The following is a 19,708-nucleotide window of genomic DNA, read 5'->3' on the forward strand; positions in this document are numbered from 1 at the left end:
CGGGGTGGTCCGGCCACCCCGGCCCCGTTCTTCACCCGGAGCACGCTCATGGCGCATCAGTCCTTTCCGGACGCCCGTATTTTTGCCGACCAGCTCATCGCCCTCATCGACGATGCGCTGACCGGCCAGGTGAACGCCATTCTCCATCACCCTGACTTTCAGGCGATGGAAGCGAGATGGCGCGGGCTTGCCATGGTCGTGCGCGAGGCTGGCCGCGGCACTGACGTCAAGGTGAAGCTGCTGAATGCCAGCTGGCGCGACCTTGCCCGCAACACGGAACGCGCCACCGATTTCGACCAGAGCCATCTTTTCGAAGTTGTCTATAACCGCGAATTCGGCATGCCGGGTGGCGAACCGGTCGGTCTTTTGATCGGCGACTACGAATTTTCCCCTGACGATCTCGAGGGTGCCGATTCCATCACGACGCTGTCGCAGATCGGCATGGTGGCTGCGGCCGCCTTCTGCCCCTTCGTGGCGGCGGCCTCGCCTTCCGCCGTCGGCCTGCAGGACTTCTCGGAGCTCAGCCGGGTCCACGATTTTTCCTGGCTGAAACAGGAGAAATCGCGGCTGCGGTGGAACGCGCTTCGTGCACGTGACGATTCCCGCTTCGTCGGTCTTGTCGCGCCGCGGGTTTTGCTGCGCTCGCCCTACAGGCCCTATGCGCGCGGACGCGATGACGGATTTCCATTCCGCGAGCATGTGGCGGAAAGCGGCGAGACCCTGCTTTGGGGCAACGCCGCCTTCGCTTTTGCCACGGTGGTGGTGCGCAATTTCGTCGATTCCGGCTGGTTTGCGGATTTGCGCGGTGTAACGCAGGACGCCGTGGATGGCGGCATGCTTTCTTCCCGGCAATTGCCGCCGCTTGATCTTGGCATCGAGAGCAACGGCCTTTCCGCGCAGCCGCCCGTCGAGGTGCAGCTGACGACCGGGCAGGAACAGCAATTTTCCGATCTCGGCATCGTGCCCGTCTCCACCACCTATCTCTCCGGCATGGCGATCTTCAACGCCAACCAGTCCCTGCATGCGCCCGGCCACTATTCCAGCGAAGCGGCAAGACAGAACGCCCGCCTCGCGGCCATGCTGCAATATGTGCTGTGCGCCTCCCGGTTCTCGCATTACCTCAAGGTCATCATGCGCGACGATATCGGCCAGCTGAGCGATGCATCGACGATAGAACGCAAGCTGGAAGGTTGGCTTTCCTCCTACACACTCGGCAATGACGATGCGGAATCGGCGCTGCGCACGCGCTACCCGCTGCGCTCTGCCGGGATCAACGTCTTCGAGGTTCCCGGCAAGCCCGGAACATTCTCCTGCACCGTGCGCCTTCAGCCGCATTTCCAGCTCGACGACGTCTCCACGAGCTTCCACCTCATTGCCGAAACCATGATGCCGCCGGCGGCCGCATCCCGATCTTCGGCCGAGCCGCAAAGGATATCCGCATGACGCTGCGCGACGACATTTCCCGCCTTCTCGATGATGACCGGCTGCAAGAGGCGATCGGGCTTGCGCGCGAACACGTCAAAACCAGGCCCACCGACAAGGATGGTCGCCATTTCTATATCGACCTGCTGGTCCTTGCCGGCGACTATGAGAAGGCCGATGCGCAATGCAATCTGGCCGCAACATTCTCACCGCAGGAAAGCGTCGGCTTTTCTCTCTTTCGCCATCAGCTGCGCGCCATGGCCGCACGCAATGCATGGTTCGAAACCGGCGCGGTGCCGGATTTTCCAGGCGGTCCGTCCGAACTCGATCAGCTGGCCATCCGAGCGAATATCGCCGCACGCAGCGGTGACGCGGATGCTGCCAGAACCGCACTGGCTGAACTCGATGAAAAGCGTGGCAATGTGACGATCGGCCATAATGGCAAAAGCGCCGGCGATATTCGCGATCTGGACGACCGGATTCCGCACGCGCTGGAAGTGCTGACCAATGGCGGCCGCTATCTGTGGATCGATTATGGCCGCATCGAGAGCCTCACCATCGACCCCATGAGCCGCCCGCGTGACCTCGCTTTCCGCGGTGCCGAACTGACGTTGCGCGACGGCGCGATCGCATCCGTGCTGCTTCCGGCCATCTATTACGGCGCAAAGGACGATCTCGGCCTTCTCCTTGGCCGGGAAACGCGCTGGAGCGAGGAAGACCAGCCACTGGCGACCGGGCAAGGCCAGCGCTGCCTCCTGATTGGCGACGATGTGGTGCCGTTCCACGAGATCGGCTCCCTCTCCGCCGCCTCCGACGATGAAAGGCAGATCGCCCGTGGTTGATCCGCTCGAGCAATATCGCGCACGGCAGAGAACCCTGTCACGCTCCGTTCTGGACCGGCTGCTCGATGACGCGCCGGATGCGGAAACGGATGCGCTCGTTAGCCTGAAGGATCAGGCACGCGAAATGCGTGAGGTGATCCGCCGCGATCTCGAGGCATTGCTCAATACCCGCCGTAACCCCGCCGGCCCGCCGGTTGCGCTGAAGGAACTGTCCGACGCGCTGGTGAGCTATGGCGTGGACGGTATTCTCTCGGCCAATCTGGTGACGGATGCCTCCAAGGCGCGGCTCGCACGCAGCATTGAACGGCGGATTTCCCTGTTCGAAACCCGCCTTGGCGATGTGCATGTGACAATCCTGAAGAACCGCACGGATGGCGACCGGGCGCTTCGCATGCGTATACAGGCAAGCTTCCGCCTTCAGGAAGGCATGCCGCCAATCAGTTTCGAATCCCGGATCGATCCGTCCACGCAGCGTTTCCTGGTGGAGGCGACGAATGGCTGACGGCTTTCTCGAAAAATACAATGATGAACTTTTTGCCCTGAGAAAGCGGGCATCGCGTTTCGCGGCGGCGTTTCCCAAGATTGCCGGCAGGCTGCGCATGACGGGCGATGTCGCCGACGATCCGCATGTCGAGCGGCTGATCCAGAGTTTTGCCTATTCCGCCGCCCGTGTGCGTCAGAAGCTGGACGACGAGTTTCCGGAACTGTCGGACAGCCTGCTGGAAACGCTCTATCCGCATTATCTTGCGCCGATCCCGTCCATGAGCGTGGTTCAGTTCACCCCAAGCACGGCGCTGGCAACCGTGCAGACGCTTCCGCGGCACAGCGAAATCCTCGCCGAACCCGTCGGCGGTGAAAGCTGCCGTTTTCGTACCACGCAGGAGGTGGCGATTGCGCCGCTGCAAATCGCAGCCGCAACGCTTTCCGGCCAGCCGATCGACGCGCCTTTTTCGGCCTCCTTCGCCGGTGCCGCCAGTTGCCTGCGGCTTTCACTCCGCAGCACGGCGCCGCGCGGCGGCACTTTCCCGGAAATGGGCCTGACGAAACTTCAGATTTTCCTGTCCGCCGCCTGGCAGCAGGCCACGGCGCTTTACGAGCTTTTGACCAACCATTGCGTGGGCATGGCGCTTGCGCGTCACGCCGAGGACAAGGAAGCCGTTTTCCTGCCCGCCGGCAATCTCAGGCCATCCGGTTATACGCGCGATCAGGCCATGTTGCCCTATCCGGCCAACAGTTTTGACGGATACCGGCTTCTCACCGAATTCTTCGCGTTGCCGCAGAAATTTCTCTTTCTCGACATCGACGGGCTGGGCAAATGGAGCGGCGGCGATTGCGAACTTTACATCTATCTGGATGCGGCGGACACGCAGCTTGAGCGCATGGTGTCGGTCCGGGATTTCGTGCTGAACGCCTCGCCGGTCATCAACCTGTTCAAACAAAGCTGCGAACCGTTGAGCCTTGATGGCACGCGCACGGAATACCGCCTTCTGCCGGACGCACGACGGCAGCGGACCCGCGAAATCTATGCTGTCGAAAACGTCCAGCTGACCAGCCGCTCCGGGCAGACCGAAAAGACCTCCCCGTTTTTTGGCCGCACACAGCGCAATAACGGCGCGAACGTGTTCTGGCAGATACAGCGCCGGTTCGATGACGATGGTTCTTCCGATACGGACATCGCCTTCGTGGATCAGAAGCGCGGACCGCTTGGACCGCTCGACATGGTGGCGAGCATCGATACGCTGTGCATCAATCGCGAGCTGCCAAGCCAGCTCCCCTTTGGCGGCGGACACCCGTTCCTGCAGCTTTCGACCGGCAACGAGGCGGTGAAATCCATCCATGCGCTGATGCCGCCGACAGCGGCGATCCGTGTCAACGAGCGTTCGGCGCGTGAATGGCGGCTGATCTCGCATCTCCTCCTCAACCATCTGTCCCTCACCGACAGCGGCGGCGCGCCGCTGAAGGACATCCTATCGCTATATTCCTTCAGGGACAGCCCGGAAACCCGGCAGCTCGTGGAGGCGATCAGCAATGTCGAGGCGCAGAATTCCCATGCCAGGATCGGCTCGGCCATGGTGCCGGGAACTGACATCACCGTGGAGTTCGATCCCGCGCTGATCGCGCGACCTGCCGCATTTGTTTTCGCCAATGTCCTCAACCATTTCTTCGGGCTCTACACCTCGATCAACAGTTTCACGCGGCTGACGGCGACGATGCGGGGCCACTCCAAACCGATTGCCCGCTGGCCTGCCCGTGCGGCCGACCGGCCGCTGCTCTAGGAGACCGGGATGGAACAGCAAACGCCAACCATGAAAGACCGGCAGGCGGCGCTTCTCAGCGACGATCCCGGTCGTTTTGAGCCCGCCACTGCGTTTCGCGTCGCCCAACTCGTTTCCGCGGATGACGGGATCGTCATCGGTGCCCATGGCGGAACACAGCCGACCCCGCTGGCGATCAGCGGTTTCAACCACAAACGCGGCCAGGCCGAACTGAAATCCGCTTTCGCGCCCACCGTCGGGCCGCTCGGTTCGCTGCCGCCGGCCTATGGCGAATTGCTGCAGCGGGAGGAACGCAATCGCTCCGGCGCGCTGGCAAGCTTCTTCAATCTGTTCGCGGCAAGGTTCAGCGAATTATTCGTATCCGCGACGGAAAAATACCGCCTCGCAAGGGGATTGCGCTGGTCGGTCGAGCAGCGGGAGAATGGTTTCCGTAAAACGCTGCTCGCGCTCACCGGTTTTCGCACTGCCGGTCTGGTCGAGAAGGCAGGCGTGAGTGAAGATGCGCTCCTGCGTTTCAGCGGCCTTTTGGCCGGCCGCAACCGCAATGTTTCGGCCCTGACATCAATGCTTTGCGAATTCACGGGACTTCCGGTCAATGTCGAACAGTTTCGCCGGCGGTGGGTGGCTTTGCCGCTTCATGAACAAAGCCAGCTCGGGCAGGCATCCGGACTGAGGCTCGGACAGAACACGACGGCGGGAAGCGCTGTCGAAGATATGAGCGGCGGTTTCCGGGTCGTGATCGGTCCTGTCGCCTATGCGGATTATCTGGCCCTGACGCCCGGATCGAAGCGGCTTGCGGAGATATTTTCGCTGACGCGCCTGTTCGTTGGAAGCGCATTGCATTTCGATGTGCAGGTGATCCTGAAAAAGGAGGACATTCCCTTTTGCCGCCTCGGCCAGTCCGATGCTCCCGCCCGTCTCGGCTGGAACAGCTGGGCTCGTGTGGCGCCCGCCCAAAAAGACAGCGCCGATGCTGTGGTGACCGAGCCGGAAGGCTCGGCGATTTCCGCATGAGGGCATGGATATGAAGCTTGCACTCAGGGACACACAAAATATCGGAGCCACAAGAGCCAACCCATGGAGCTTTGAGCGCGGCCGCCGCGTCATCGGCCGATCTGGCGATTGCGACTGGCAGATCGACGACAATGAGCGGCGCGTTTCCAAGCAGCACTGCACGCTCAGCCGCGATGGTGAAGGTTTTACGATCCTTGACCAGAGCGCGAACGGCACGCTGGTCGATGGCCGCCTGCTGCTCGAAGGCGAAAGCGCGCGTCTCCGGGACGGTTCGCAAATCAATATTGGCGGGCAGATTTTTCAGGTTGCCATCAGCGGTGATGCCGAGCTGGATTTTTCCGATCCCGACGCATCCCTGCGTATGAGTGACGAGCCGCTGACCATTTCGGCGATCCTTGCCGACATCGCCCCGAACGGCCGTTCGGCCGGCGGCGTGATGGGCAACACAGCCGCTTCCGATGAATGGTCCGAAACATGGCGCGAGGGCGCGAACCGGAAGGCAAAATCCATTTCACGAAATGTTGAGATCGGCTGGAGCGAACCGCCTGCGGCGCGTGGAATAGGCACCGTTCTGCCTGATAACTGGGACGACGAGCCGGTTGCAAGCAGCGAGCACGAACATACCGACGCATTGAACACGCCGGTCATGATTTCACGCCCGGTTTCGGCCGCAGGTAGCGAAGATTTCAACAGTGTTTTTCCGGAGGCAAGCGAAGAGCCGACCCTGGAGAAAGCATCAACTGCTGATAATTCGACCGCGCAGGAGATCGGCGATCTTCTGACCACGCTGGAGCGGGAAAACGCCGATTGTCTGGCCATTCTCGACATTGAAAGCGAGCGCGCCGGCCACGGTTCGTCAGCCTCCCTGAGCGAGCGGATGGAAACGCTCATCCGCCAGCAGCGGCGTCTCGCCGCCTCTCTCGAAACCTTGATCCATAACTGCACGCAAAAGCTCGAGCCAAGGCTTCTCGAAGCCTCCGTCGATGCCGGCAACGATCTCCGGGCGAAAATCGGCCGCAGGGACTGGCAGGGCCTGATCATGAAGGCCGATTACTGGTCCACGTACAAAAAGCAATTTGAGGAAAACGGCCGTCCATTGCCGATCAGACAGTTCCTGCAGCGGGCAGCGCGCGGTGAGACCGCGCCTACACGGGAACCTGACGCGATTGCGGCCGATGCAAAGGGGGTAAACAACCACAATGAGACATGAGAACCGTGTTGCCTGGAGCGAGGGCATGTTTCTTCGCGTCCAGCATTTTCAGCAATCCGACCGCTGGACCGAACGCCTGGTGCGCAACACCACGCGCAACCTCTCGCCTTACCCCTGGGGCGTCGCCGAAATCGGCGTGGACCGCAGCGCATTGTCGATAGGGCAATTCGCCCTATCGAACCTGCGAGGCGTCCTTCCCGATGGAACGCCCTTCGAAGCGCCTGAAGATTCCGACTTGCCGCCGCCACTCGATCTCGACGAAAGCGTCAAGAACGCCGTCATCTATCTCGCCCTGCCAGCGCGGCAGCCGGGCAAGGCGGACATGTCCGCCAGCGGCCGCAACGATGCGAATAATGTGCGCTTCACCGCCTCCAGCTATGAGGTCTCCGACACCAATATCGAGACGGATTTCGTGGCCCCCATCGATGTCGGCCGTCTTAGCCTGAAATTCCTCAAGACCGGCGACGATCTTTCCGGTTACGATCTCATCGGTCTGGCACGCGTGATCGAGGTCCGTTCCGACCGCGCGGTCATTCTAGACCCGGATTTCATTCCTCCGAGCCTCAGCTGCGCGGCGGCACCCCGCCTCAACGAATTGCTGACGGAACTTCTGGGGATCGTGCGCCACCGTGCGCAGGCGATTGCCGAACGCATCGGCGACCCGACGATCCGGGGAACCGCGGAAGTAGGCGATTATTTCCTGCTGCAGATCCTCAACCGCGCCGATCCGCTGCTGGCGCATCGCTGCGCCAACGCCACGCGTTTTCACCCCATCCGCTTTTACGAAGACTGCATCCAGCTTGCCGGCGAGCTCGCCACCTTCACCACGGACAAAAAACGCGCGACGGATTTCCCGCCCTATCGGCACGAGGATCTGAAGGCCACCTTCGGCGCGGTTTTTGATGATCTGCGCACATCGCTGTCGGCGGTTCTGGAACAGGCCGCCGTGGCCATCGAACTGGTGGAGCGCCGCCATGGCGTCCGCGTCGGCACCATCCACGATCGCACATTGCTGCGCGATGCCGGTTTCGTGCTTGCCGTGCGCGCGGATATGGCCGCCGAGGACATTCGCCGCCGTCTGCCGGCTCAGATCAAGGTCGGGCCGGTGGAGCGGATTTCCGAACTGGTCAACGTGGCGCTGCCGGGCATTCCCGTGCGCTCCCTGCCGGTTCTGCCGCGGCAATTGCCCTATCGGTCCGGCACCGTCTATTTCGAGATCGACACGCAATCACCACTCTGGAAGCAGCTTGATACATCAGGCGCCATCGCCCTGCATCTGGCGGGAGAATTCCCCGGGCTTGAGATGGAAATGTGGGCGTTACGCGAATGAGCAAGGAAAAGCCCTCCTCCTGGCAGGATTTGCCGACGGTGGTCGAGATCACCGAAGAAAGCCGCCGACGCAACCAGAACGCCCGCAACATGGCGGCTATCCTCGAGGACATTGTCGAAGCCGACGAGCCGGCCGGGCGGCCGAAGGGAAGCGCGGCCGCCATGCCGGTCGATCAACTGCTCTCCGGTTTCCATTTCGGCGGCGACGATGTGCCGACGCTCGTGCAATCGGCCGCCCCCCTTCTCAACCTCGCGCATCTCCTGCGCTTCAGCGATGCCGAGCCGGATCCCGATCAGCTTCGCCGCGCCTGCGTTGAGGCTATCACCCGCTACGAACGCGATCTCGCTTCCGCACGCATCAGCCCCGAACGGGCAAGGGCGGCGCATTATGTCGTATGCGCCACGGTGGATGATGTCGTTCTGAGCAAGCCCTGGGGCGTGCGAGCAGGCTGGGCGCGCTCCGGCCTTGTCTCCACCTTCCACAATGACGTTACCGGCGGCGACCGGGTTTTCGACATTCTCGACCATTTCCACCAGTCACCCGGCGCCAACAAGGATCTGCTGCTGCTGATCTATCTGTGCCTGTCACTGGCTTTCGAAGGACGCACCCGCGTTTCGCCAAAGGGTGCGCTGGAGCTCTCGCGCATCCGCGACAGCCTCTACAAAACGCTGATCGGCCAATACGGCACCTTCGAACGGGAGCTTTCGCCGCACTGGAAAGGCGTCGATGCACGGCATACGCCATTGCGCACGATGGCTGCGCTGTGGACCCTGCTTTCGCTGATGGCGCTTGCCTTCGCGCTTGGTTATCTCTTCTTCACGCTGTCGCTCAACAATGCCTCCGATGTGACCTTCGAGAGGCTCGCCCATCTGCCGCCGAACGAAACACCGAGCGTGCTGATCGCAAACCCGCCGCCACAGCCACCGGCGCAGGTCGAAACGCCCAAGGTCGTGGAACCGCCGAAGACGGAGCCGCGGCAACCGTCCCGGCTTGAAAAGCTGATGGCCTTCCTTCAGCCGGAAGTCGAAAAGAAGCTTGTCACGCTGGCGGATGTGAACGGGCGGCTGCGCGTCCGCATCAACAATTCGGGCCTGTTCTCCACCGGCAGCGCCGATGTCAGTCCGCAGTTCCGCGATCTCATCCAGCGCATCGGCGGGGCGCTTGCGGCTGAAAAATTCCGCGCCGTCGTCATCGGTTATACCGACACCGTGCCGATCAAGACGGTGGAGTTTCCGTCGAACTGGCACCTTTCCGAAGCGCGCGCCAAGGCGGTCGGAGACATTCTTTCACAATTCACCGGCCCGGAAGCGATCCTGACGGAAGGCCGTGCCGACAGCGACCCGATCGCCGACAACAAGACGGAGGAAGGTCGTCAGATCAACCGCAGAACAGAAATCATGGTCCTGACCAATCCCGATGAAAAACTGAGCGACGCCGGCATTCTCTCGCCGACCATCCAGAACAGTTCGGGACAGCAGCCGCGAGAGGTCCAGCCATGAATCCGCTAAGCTATTTTTATACGATCCGCTCCTATGTCGAGAGCTATGCGGCTCTCATCGGCCGCCGGTTCCTGTCGCTGCTGTGGGTGGTCGCGCTCTGCATCGTCATCTGGTTTTACGGCTATCTGGTCGCGCTGGGCGATTTCAAGCCTTTGGGAACGACACAGGCCCGGCTGATCGCCATCGGCATCATTCTGGCGATATGGCTGGTCTATATCGTCGTCACGATTTATCGCGGTCGCAAGCAGGACAAGGAACTCGTCGACAGTATCGAGCGCGAAGCCCTGGCCAACCGCCAGGCCGAAGTCGGCGAAATCCAGACGCGTCTCAAGGAAGCCTTGGCGCTGCTGCGGCGGGTCACGAAAAAGCGTTTCGGTTATATTTACGACCTGCCCTGGTATGTCATCTTCGGCGCACCGGGCTCCGGCAAGACGACGGCGCTCACCAATTCCGGTCTGCAATTTCCGCTTGGCGATGCGCTCGGCGAAAACGCAGTGAAGGGCATCGGCGGCACGCGCAACTGCAACTGGTGGTTTGCCGACGAGGCGATATTGATCGACACCGCCGGCCGTTACACCACGCAGGACGATCTTGATGGCTCATCGAAGGCCGGCTGGGAAGGATTCCTTGGACTTCTGAGACGATATCGCCGCTCGCAGCCGATCAACGGCGCATTGGTGACATTGTCTATCCCCGATCTTCTCACCCGTGATCCCGAGGAACAGCGGCAGGAACTGCGCTCCATCCGCCAGCGGCTTTCGGAACTGGACGAGTATCTGCGTGCGCGCGTTCCGGTCTATATCGTGCTGACGAAGGCGGATCTGCTGCATGGTTTCGTGGAATTCTTCGACGGTTTCAACAAGACCGATCGCCAGCAGGTTTGGGGCACGACCTTCAAGCTGGATGAGAGCTATACCGCCGAGAACCTGCCGCAACGCCTGACGGAAGAGTTCGAGCTGCTGCAGCAGCGGGTCGATGCGATGCTGATCGAGCGCCTGCAGCAGGAGCAGAATGCCGAAACGCGCGGCCGCATCTTCCGTTTCCCGGCTGAACTCGCACGGCTGAAGGACCGGCTCCATGAAGCTCTGACCGAGCTTTGCGCAAGTTCTCCCCTCATCGAAGCCCCACTTTTGCGTGGCGTTTACCTCGCTTCGGGAACGCAGCCGGAAACGGAAAGGTCTCCCGCAGCGTCCCGAACCCGCCGAAGCTATTTCCTGTCGCGGCTGTTCAAGGACGTCATCTTCCCCGAAGCCGCACTGGTGATGCGTGACAAGCGCCTTTCCAGGCGACAATTGCTGGTGCGGCGCATTGCCTATGGCGTATCCGCCGCCGCGGTCGCCATTGTCTTCACCGGCTGGATTTTCACCTATTTCGCCAATACGCAGGCGCTGGCGGAAGCCGATCGCAAACTTGGCGCTTATGAACAGCTCGTTCAGGGCATTCCCGTGCGCGATGTTTCCGACGCCGATTTTCTCCGTATCCTCCCGGCGCTCGACAATCTGCGCGATGTCAATTCCGGCTTTGCCCGCGAGAGAGTGTGGAACGTCAGCTTCGGGCTCGATCAGGAAGACAAGATCGCCGGACGGCAGCGTGACGCCTATCAGCGCGCGCTCAATGCCCTGCTCCTGCCCCGCATGATCGTGCAGCTGCAGAAACAGCTGAAGGACGAAAGGGATGTCACGCGCACCTTCAATTCGTTGAAGTTCTATGGAATGCTCGGCGGCATGGGTGCACTGGACCCCGATTTCCTGACCGTGCAGACGCATCAGATGTTCGCATCCCTTTATCCCGGCGACGGAAGAGCGGCGGCGAGAGAGGCGCTCGACCGGCACGCAAAAGCGCTGGCGAATGGCGTGCTCGCCCCGATCGAGCTCGATGCGCGGCTCATCGCCACCGCCCGCGAAACCATCCGCAACCAGGCTGTCGGCACGCGTGCCTATGATATTCTCGCCGGTCTTCCGCAGGCGCGGGAACTGATGGAATGGACACCCGCCACGGCTTTCGGCCCGCTTGGCGAGCGTGCCTTCGAGCGCCGCAGCAAGGCGCCAATGGCGGAAGGCATCGAAGGTCTTTTCACGGCGGAAGGATATCGCAGCGTTGTCATTCCGCAGGTCGCCCATGCGGCGCGCATCGCGCTTTCCGAAGGGTGGGTGCGCGGTTCCGATGATGCCATCAGGGGCGCCACGGTCGAGCAGGTGGCGCAGGCTGCACTGCAAATCTATTTCGACCGTTTCGAGAAAAAATGGGCCGATACGCTGGCCGACCTTCGGGTCAAATCGTCCCAGACCCTTGGCGACGCGGTGGAAACGACCCGCGCACTTGCCAATGAGCGCAATATCGTGGTGGAAGCTGCCAGATCGATCGCGGATGCGACCGATCTACGTCCCGGAGCAAACCCGGCCACCCTCGCCCCCACCGCGGAAGGCGACGCAACCGCAGCCGTTCTGGCCGCCACGGTGAACGCGGCCGATCCCTATGCGAGACTGCGGGACATGCTGGCGGCGAAAGGCGCGGCCGCAGCAGGCGAGCAGGCCAATGGCGGCAAGGCCGGGGGTTCGCCATCGGAACAGTTGCTCGCGCATTTCAAGATGCTGAACGAGCAGCTTGCCCGCTCGGCAACCACCTCCGACGAAGTCGCCAAGGTGTTCGACGTGGATAGCCAGCTTACCAAAGCAAATCAGGATCTGTTGCAGCAGGCCCGCGATTTGCCGGCGCCGCTGGATGTGTGGGTGGCGGGCGTGGCGGCGGATGTCGGTTCGCTTGCGGTCAAATCCGCACGCAGCCGCATTGCCGAACTCTGGGCAGCCGATGCGGCATCCCTGTGCTCTTCCATCGTGACGGGCCGTTATCCTTTTGACAGGTCATCTTCCCGCGATGTCGCCATCGCGGATTTCACCCGTCTCTTCGGGCCATCTGGTGTTTTCCAGAGCTTCTTCAAACAGCGACTGGAGCCGTTTGTCGACAGGACGACCAACCCCTGGAGCTGGAAAGGCACCTTCGGCGCCGCCGGCATTCCCAGCAGCGCCATTGCCCAGTTCGAAAATGCCGACAAGATTTTGCGCGCCTTCTTCCCGAATGGCAGCGAGACGCCGGCGGTGTCGATCAATGTCAAACCCGTTTCGCTCACCAATGCCTCCAGTGCCGTCATGCTGGAAATCGAGGGTGAGCGGGTCGTTTATTATCACGGCCCCATTCAGGCGAAATCGATCACCTGGCCGTCGCGCGAAAACACGGCCAGCCTGTCGCGCATCGCCTTCCAGCCGGGCGGCTGGCAGCAGGCGAAAACCGAAAACGGCGACTGGTCGCCATTCCGGCTGTTCGACGGCGCCGACATCGAAAACCAGTCGGGTGATCTGCTGCGGGTGCGATTTGCGAATGGTGCTCAGGCTGCCGAATTCGATATTCAGTTCGGTTCGGTTCTCAACCCATTCAGGCTGGACGCCATCGCCGGCTTTGCCTGCCCCGCACAGTTTTAGCGGCGGGGCGGCACAGCGTTTTTTTACAGGAGGGGATCTATGATGAAAGCAACGACGAAAAGCACCACGGTCAATAACAACTGATGGCCAATCAGGCATCGAGGCCCGCGGAAACCGCAGCGGAAAGCGACCGCATCGGTTTCTTCGGCAAGGTACCCAGCCATGGCGACTTCATCTCCGACGGGCTTGAACGAGAGTTGATCGGGACGTTTGACGACTGGATGCGATCCGGCCTGCACGCCTGCGCGGACATGTTCGCGGGCCGATGGTCCGAAATATTCGCGTCATCGCCTCCCATACGTTTCATCATCGAAAGCGGCATATGGGGAAACTGCGCCTATGCCGGCGTGCTGGTGCCCAGTGCAGACCGGGTGGGGCGAAAATATCCGCTTGCCATCATTGCCCAGCTCAATAACTTCCGGAAACATCCAAGAACGCTCTATCTCGACGACACCTGGTTCATGGCCGCCGAGGCGCTGGCCGAAACATCCATGACGGATGATTTCAACATGTCCCGGTTCAACGCCTCCGTCAAAAAACTGCGCCCGCCGAAGCCACGGGAAGAGGATGATGCACCGGAAATGGTGCGTAACCGTGTACCGACGAGCCTCTGGTGGCGCATTGATCCCGTCAGCCGCCGTGCACGCGGCCTCAAATTTGACGGCAAACCCAAAGCTTCCGATTTCCTGCGCCTCTTCAGCGACATGGCAGGCAAGGGCGATGAGGACGGTTCAGCACCTGCGCAGGCGTCGGAGAGTGCGAGACAGAAAACCCCACCCATTATCTCGCCCACACCCTCAACCGAACAGCCCACGCCGGTTATCTACAGCTATGCCACGCACCCGGGAACACGGGTTTCCCTGAACGCGGATTCGCTCTTCGTTTCCCAGACGCCCGCCCTCTTCGCCATAGCGGATGGACAGGGTGACACGCACAGCGCCGTGGAAGCCGCCCGTCTGGTCACGAATATTCTTGCCGAGACGCCGGACGCCGAAAATCCCGAAGTGATGGCGCAGCAGATTAGGGGGAAGCTCGGCACGGTCAACAGCCTGCTTCTGTCCCGACAGGCCATGGGCGCCGACGGCAGGCCGATGGCGAGCGTTATCATAGCCTCCATTTTCGGCCGCAGGCTGAGCGTGTTGTGGTCTGGCGACGCGCGTGCCTATCTCCTGAAAAACGGAACCATGCACCAGCTTTCGCGCGATCACGTCGTTGTCGGCATGAAAAAGCAGCTCTCGCAATGTGTCGGCCTTTCCCAGCAATTCCGGCCGGATATCGTCGGGGAAGAGTGGAGTTCGCAGGACAGGCTGCTCCTGTGCAGCTATCCGCTGGTGCAAATCCTGAAGGAGCGCGCCATTGCCGAGATTGTCGGCAACACCCCGATCAAGGACTGCGCCAGCGCCCTGATCCAGGAAGCGCTGATCGACGACGCACGCGAGAATGTCAGCGCGATCGTGATTGGAAACCGGCTTGAGCAAGGGTAAACAACCGGGCGATGGGCCTGCCTACCCGCAGGTTGCCGAGCGCTTTTCCGATCTGTGGGAAAGCATCCGCCACGATGGCACTGAGGAGAGGTCGGCCGAAGACCGGAAGGATCTGATCGACCAGATCAGGAACGCGCTGGATCGGAAAGTCTCGCATTTTTCCGAGGCAAAACCCGACTGGATTGCCGACAGTTTTTCCCTTGAACGGATTGCCTACGAAAGCGAAAACACGCTGCTGCTGCAAGTGCGGCACCGCGATCTCGGCACCCTTCATGCGCTGAAGACCGTGCCACCAGCGTTGAGAAACGACGCGGCGCTACTGCAAAGATTGCGGGAGGAGGCACAGGTCGGACTGACACTGCGCCATCCGTGCCTGGTGGAAACATCGGCGCTGCTGAGACTGCCCGATGGCCGGCCGGGTCTGTTGCAACCATGGCTGCCGCGGTCATTGGCATCGCTGCGGCCGGTTACCGCATCGCATACGGTCACAATCCTTCGCCGCCTGCTGGAAGGGCTAAGCGCCATGCATGCACGGGGTTATATCCACTGCGATGTCACGCCAGCCAATATTTTTCTGGAGGACGGCGATTTCGAAACAGGTAGGCTTGGCGATTTCGGTATTACGCTGGAGATCGGCCAAAGACATGCGGAACGGGGCATGAGCTTCGCCGCCTCGCGCGAATTTGCGGCGCCGGAACGGATGCGGGACGCAGCGGCAAAGCCGGATCAGGATATATTTTCAGTGGGACGGCTTGCCCGGCGGCTTGCTGGGTCAGATGGGGCGCGAGCAACGCAAAGCTTGGCGGATTTTGCGGACGCCTGTTGCTATGACAATCCCGCTTTGCGTCCGCAATCGGCGATGGAAGCGCTACAACTTCTGTAGCGCCCAATCGTCAGTTGCCGCTGCCGGGAAGCGGTGCTGCCGCCGTCGGCACGCTCTTCTGGAACACGGTCAGGAGCTTGGCCGAATCCACCAGCGGCGCGTTGCTGGCATAAAGCACATCACCCTTCTGCATCTGGAAAAGCTGCATGAGGGCAATGCTGGAAGCGTCGCGCATATTGACGTGATAGATTACCGGCCGCATGGTCGTGGCTGTCGCGACCGGGCCTTTCGCGCCCGATGCCGTTGCGGCGGGAACCTGAATAATCTCATTGCGGAAGACATAGACATTGCGTGCGTCCGCACGGTCATCCAGCAACCCGCCAGCGCGGCCGACAGCCTGCGCCAGGGTGAGTTTCCCGGCTTCGAACTGGAATTCGCCAGCGCTCTTGAAGGCGCCGAGCGCCGTGTAACTCGCCGCATCGCCATCGATCATGATCTGATCATCAGGTGACAGTCGGATATTCTGGCGGTCTTCCCGCATGACGCGATCAAGCGGCGCACTGGCCCTGTGCGAGCCGCGAACCACGGTGACCGTGGCCGCGCCCGGCGCGACAGTCGGGCCGCCGGCCTGATTGAGCGCATCAAGCACCCGCTCCTGACGGGCGGTGAGCGTTATTTTTCCGGGGTTCTTCACCGCACCGCCGAGCATGACGGCGCTCGTCGGCTTATCTACGACGGTAACGACGGCCTGCGGGTTCACGGCCGATCCCTTGAGCCCGGCGACGACCTGCGATTGCAGCCCCTCGGGCGTCGAATCCACCACCCGCTGTTTGCCGACGAAGGGAATATTCACCGATCCGCCCTGATCCACGGTAAAGCGGCCGAGATTGAGCGTCTTGCTTTGCGTCGGGGAGAAAAGTCCGTCTTCTCCCGTATCCAGCACGGTGATGTCGATCACGTCGCCGCGTCGCAATCTCTGGGCATTGTAACCGGTGTTGCGAAGCGCGGTAAGGCCAGGCCCGGAGGCGCCCTGCAGGCTTCCGGCGGAAACCGTGGCCGCCGGTGCATTCGCCAGTTCGATGACGGGGATTTTTTCGTTGGTTCGTGGGAAAGTCGCAGATCGGATATTGCCTGCGGTCGGTCCGTCAGATGGCTTTGCACATGCGCTCAAAAGCGCCACCAGCAAAACCGCACCCAACTTTTTCATCCCTCATCCCCTCGATGATTCAACCTGACGCAGAGATAACATCCCGACACGTCATCGCAACAACTTTAGCGGTTGCAATTTAGCGAAAACTTGTCTTCCAAAGAAAAGGTGTGACCATTCCGCAACCTTTTCGGAAGCGCCCAAAAGCAAACCCCAACAATGTACCGATGAGAAATAGGCAGCGGTCCCGCGCTCGCCAGCATGGGGGATTTTGGATGGAACGGTTTTGCGGTGCGGGAGTTTGTTTTGTGCAAACCCAAGACAGGAGGAAGAACAATGGACCACAGCAATCACGTCCGTCTGGCTGAAACCGAACTCACGCCGTCCGTTCTGGAAGGCGCCACCGTTTATGGCGCGGATGATCACAAGGTCGGTAAAGTTGATCATGTGCACGGTGTCGGCGCCAACACGACAGCCATCATTGATGTCGGCGGTTTTCTCGGCATTGGCGCAAAGCCCGTTGCAGTGCCGATCAGCGACCTTGATTTCATGCGCGATGAAGATGGCGACGTCCATGCCGTTACCTCGTGGACAAAGGACCAGCTGAAGGACATGCCCGAACATCGTCACTAAGCCTGTCCCACCAGACTTCAGAAGCGCCCGGCCATGTGCCGGGCGTTCGTTTATATGGGCCGCTCCCTGCACCGCTCCCCCTCCGCCGGCAAATGGAACACTTGCGCATGTCAGGCATTTTCATGGCGCGCAATAATTGGGCGCAAGGCATTCAAGGGGACGACAATTGCACAATCAGATTCAGGCCAGCCCGCTGAGCATTGACGACGTGACCGTCATCGATGACGAAAAAGTCAAGAAGGCCGTAACGGCCGCAGCCCTTGGCAACGCCATGGAGTGGTTCGATTTCGGCGTTTACGGTTTTGTCGCTTATGCCGTCGGCAAGGTCTTCTTTCCCGAGGCGGCTCCCGCCGTTCAGACCGTGGCGGCACTGGCGACATTTTCGGTGCCGTTTCTCATTCGTCCTCTCGGTGGCATTTTTTTCGGCGCGATGGGTGACAAGTTCGGACGCCAGAAAGTCCTTTCGCTCACCATCATCATCATGGCGGCCAGCACCTTCTGCATCGGCCTCATTCCGGGATATGCGACGATAGGCATCTGGGCGCCCGTCCTGCTGTTGCTCTGCAAACTCGCCCAGGGCTTTTCCGTCGGCGGCGAATATACCGGCGCGGCGATCTTCGTGGCGGAATATGCGCCGGACCGCAAACGCGGCTTCCTCGGCAGCTGGCTCGATTTCGGCTCAATTGCCGGCTTCGTGCTTGGCGCGGGCTTCGTCGTGCTGCTCAGTAGCGCCATGGGGGAAGCAAAGTTCCTCGATTGGGGCTGGCGCATACCCTTCTTCCTTGCCGCACCGCTCGGGCTCATCGGCCTTTATCTTCGCCACGCCGCGGAAGAGACCCCGGCTTTCACCGAACGGCTGCAGCGCGCTGAAGAAGAGGACCGCCAGTCGCTCAAGGAGCGGCCGATGGTGCCGATCGCGGAAATCGCCAGAGAGCATACCCGATCCCTGGCGATCTGCATCGGCATGGTTCTCGTCACCAACGTGACCTATTACATGCTGCTGACCTACATGCCGACCTATCTGTCGAAAACGCTGAATTACAGTGAGGATCACGGCGTTCTCATCATCATCGCTGTCATGGTCGGCATGCTGTTCGTCCAGCCGGCAATCGGCTTGCTGAGCGACCGGATCGGCCGCAGGCCGTTTCTCGCCGTCGGCAGCACGGCGATCCTTTTTTTCTCGCTGCCGGCCTTTCATTTCATTGCCAGCGGTCAGGTGGTGCAGATCTTCTTCGGGCTGCTCATTCTCGCAGTCGCACTCAATTGCCTGATCGGCATCATGGCCTCCACCTTACCCGCCCTCTTCCCGGCCCGCATCCGCTACAGCGCTTTGGCAATCGCCTTTAATATCTCGATCATCGTCGCGGGGCTGACACCAACGGTAACCGCCTGGCTGGTGGAAGTGACCGAAAACATCTACATGCCGGCCTATTATCTCATGGTCGCAGCCGTTTTCGGCATCGTCACGACCTTCTTCCTGAAGGAAACGGCCAACCGGCCGCTCTATGGCGATACGCCGAATGCCTCCAGCCGGAAGGAAGCAAAATCGCTTCTTGCCGAGCAATATCTGCACATCGAAAAAAGCGTCGAGGAGATCGACGAGGAACTCGTCAAGCTGGAGGAGCAGAAGAAAACCCTCCAGGCGAAACGCGAGGAACTCGTCGGCCGGCATCCGGACCTGAACTGACAACTGCGCGTCAAAAAGTAAAATGCGCGGCGGTGCATCTTGCACCCCGCGCATCAGGTTTGATGGTTTTCAGCAATCCGCCTTGATATCCGCCGTTGCCTGTCTCAAACGGCGAGGAAACCGCCATCGACGGGCAAGACGGCGCCGGAAATCATCTTGCTGTCGTCCGAGAGCAGCAGCGCGATGCTCTGCGCCACTTCTTCCGCTTCGGCAAAACGGTTGAGCGGATGACGAACCATCATCGGCTGGCTCTTTACGGGATCGTTCCAGGCTTCGGCAGCGAGTTCGGTCAGCGTGATGGTCGGCGCAACCGCGTTGACGCGGATACCATGGGGGCCGAGCTCCTTGGCGAGAACACGAGTTGCGCCTTCAAGCCCTGCCTTGGACGCTGCATAACACAGGTGATCCTGAAAACCGCGATGGCCGGCGATAGACGTGATGTTGACGATGGCGCCACCACCGCCATTTGCGATGCGGGCGCGGGCAAATTCCTGGCAGGTGACGAGGGCCGCGCGCAGGTTGATGCCCAGCACGGCCTCATAACCCGCATCGCTCATGTCGAGCACGCTTTCCAGCACGTTGATGCCGGCGCTGTTGATCAGGAAATCGCAGGGGCCAGCCTCCGCCATCGCGGCGCGGGTGGCGGCGACATCGGCAAGATCGACACGGATCGAACGTCCGCCGATTTCGCTTTTCAGGCTGTCGAGATCGGACTGCGTGCGGCTGATCGCCACCACTTCCGCACCGCGCGCGGCCATCAGCTGCGCGCAGGCGCGGCCGATGCCTTTGCCTGCGCCGGTGATGATGACGGATTTTCCGGAAAACTGCATGGAACCCTCGTTATTTTGCGGCCCTGAAGGCCGGA

General features: G+C 61.1%; 15 protein-coding genes. 13 read left to right on the forward strand and 2 right to left on the reverse strand.

Annotation, left to right across the window (positions count from 1 at the left end):
* The first annotated feature begins 48 nt into the window (after positions 1 to 48).
* From tssC to DA915_RS19680, 11 genes are all read left to right on the forward strand, one after another.
* On the forward strand, positions 49 to 1,443 hold the full coding sequence (gene tssC, locus DA915_RS19630) for a type VI secretion system contractile sheath large subunit (protein WP_003504543.1): 1,395 nt from the start codon (positions 49 to 51) through the stop codon (positions 1,441 to 1,443).
* Positions 1,440 to 2,264: a type VI secretion system accessory protein TagJ gene (locus DA915_RS19635; protein ID WP_107677009.1), complete on the forward strand. Its 825-nt coding sequence runs from the start codon at positions 1,440 to 1,442 to the stop codon at positions 2,262 to 2,264. The genes tssC and DA915_RS19635 overlap by 4 nt, the downstream gene beginning before the upstream one ends.
* Positions 2,257 to 2,766 (forward strand): type VI secretion system baseplate subunit TssE, encoded by a 510-nt coding sequence (tssE, locus tag DA915_RS19640; protein WP_087746585.1) that lies wholly within the window; start codon positions 2,257 to 2,259, stop codon positions 2,764 to 2,766. Before DA915_RS19635 ends, tssE begins: the two co-directional genes overlap by 8 nt.
* Complete coding sequence (gene tssF / locus DA915_RS19645; protein WP_003504536.1) at positions 2,759 to 4,540, forward strand: type VI secretion system baseplate subunit TssF; 1,782 nt, start codon at positions 2,759 to 2,761, stop codon at positions 4,538 to 4,540. Before tssE ends, tssF begins: the two co-directional genes overlap by 8 nt.
* 9 nt (positions 4,541 to 4,549) lie before the next feature.
* Positions 4,550 to 5,554: a type VI secretion system baseplate subunit TssG gene (tssG, locus tag DA915_RS19650; RefSeq protein ID WP_107677010.1), complete on the forward strand. Its 1,005-nt coding sequence runs from the start codon at positions 4,550 to 4,552 to the stop codon at positions 5,552 to 5,554.
* Positions 5,555 to 5,558: 4 nt separating this feature from the next.
* Positions 5,559 to 6,764, forward strand: a complete 1,206-nt coding sequence (locus DA915_RS19655) for an FHA domain-containing protein (protein WP_192886613.1) — start codon at positions 5,559 to 5,561, stop codon at positions 6,762 to 6,764.
* The gene (tssK, locus tag DA915_RS19660) at positions 6,754 to 8,094 is read left to right on the forward strand and encodes a type VI secretion system baseplate subunit TssK (RefSeq protein ID WP_035212756.1); all 1,341 of its coding nucleotides are present in this window, start codon (positions 6,754 to 6,756) and stop codon (positions 8,092 to 8,094) included. The genes DA915_RS19655 and tssK overlap by 11 nt, the downstream gene beginning before the upstream one ends.
* Positions 8,091 to 9,593: a type VI secretion system protein TssL, long form gene (gene tssL, locus DA915_RS19665; protein WP_087746583.1), complete on the forward strand. Its 1,503-nt coding sequence runs from the start codon at positions 8,091 to 8,093 to the stop codon at positions 9,591 to 9,593. Before tssK ends, tssL begins: the two co-directional genes overlap by 4 nt.
* Positions 9,590 to 13,069, forward strand: a complete 3,480-nt coding sequence (gene tssM / locus DA915_RS19670; RefSeq protein WP_107677011.1) for a type VI secretion system membrane subunit TssM — start codon at positions 9,590 to 9,592, stop codon at positions 13,067 to 13,069. Before tssL ends, tssM begins: the two co-directional genes overlap by 4 nt.
* A gap of 83 nt (positions 13,070 to 13,152) precedes the next feature.
* The gene (gene tagF / locus DA915_RS19675) at positions 13,153 to 14,553 is read left to right on the forward strand and encodes a type VI secretion system-associated protein TagF (RefSeq protein WP_107677012.1); all 1,401 of its coding nucleotides are present in this window, start codon (positions 13,153 to 13,155) and stop codon (positions 14,551 to 14,553) included.
* Positions 14,540 to 15,436 (forward strand): protein kinase, encoded by an 897-nt coding sequence (locus tag DA915_RS19680; protein ID WP_107677013.1) that lies wholly within the window; start codon positions 14,540 to 14,542, stop codon positions 15,434 to 15,436. The genes tagF and DA915_RS19680 overlap by 14 nt, the downstream gene beginning before the upstream one ends.
* Before the next feature lie 10 nt (positions 15,437 to 15,446).
* On the opposite strand, the gene DA915_RS19685 is transcribed toward DA915_RS19680, so the two are convergent.
* Complete coding sequence (locus tag DA915_RS19685) at positions 15,447 to 16,583, reverse strand: polysaccharide biosynthesis/export family protein (RefSeq protein ID WP_107677014.1); 1,137 nt, start codon at positions 16,581 to 16,583, stop codon at positions 15,447 to 15,449.
* A gap of 276 nt (positions 16,584 to 16,859) precedes the next feature.
* Here DA915_RS19685 and DA915_RS19690 point away from each other — a divergent pair, with 276 nt between their 5' ends.
* Both DA915_RS19690 and proP read left to right on the forward strand, forming a co-directional pair.
* Positions 16,860 to 17,156, forward strand: coding sequence for a PRC-barrel domain-containing protein (locus DA915_RS19690; protein ID WP_003504518.1), 297 nt, complete (start codon positions 16,860 to 16,862; stop codon positions 17,154 to 17,156).
* Positions 17,157 to 17,322: 166 nt separating this feature from the next.
* Entirely contained in the window at positions 17,323 to 18,843 is a 1,521-nt protein-coding gene (gene proP / locus DA915_RS19695) for a glycine betaine/L-proline transporter ProP (protein WP_003504517.1), read from the forward strand.
* Positions 18,844 to 18,947: 104 nt separating this feature from the next.
* Here the strand turns inward: proP and DA915_RS19700 are convergent, their stop codons facing one another.
* Positions 18,948 to 19,673, reverse strand: coding sequence for an SDR family oxidoreductase (locus DA915_RS19700; RefSeq protein ID WP_107677015.1), 726 nt, complete (start codon positions 19,671 to 19,673; stop codon positions 18,948 to 18,950).
* Between the last annotated feature and the right edge of the window lie 35 nt (positions 19,674 to 19,708).

Source organism: Agrobacterium sp. LAD9 (assembly GCF_003031125.1).
Taxonomy (GTDB): domain Bacteria; phylum Pseudomonadota; class Alphaproteobacteria; order Rhizobiales; family Rhizobiaceae; genus Agrobacterium; species Agrobacterium radiobacter.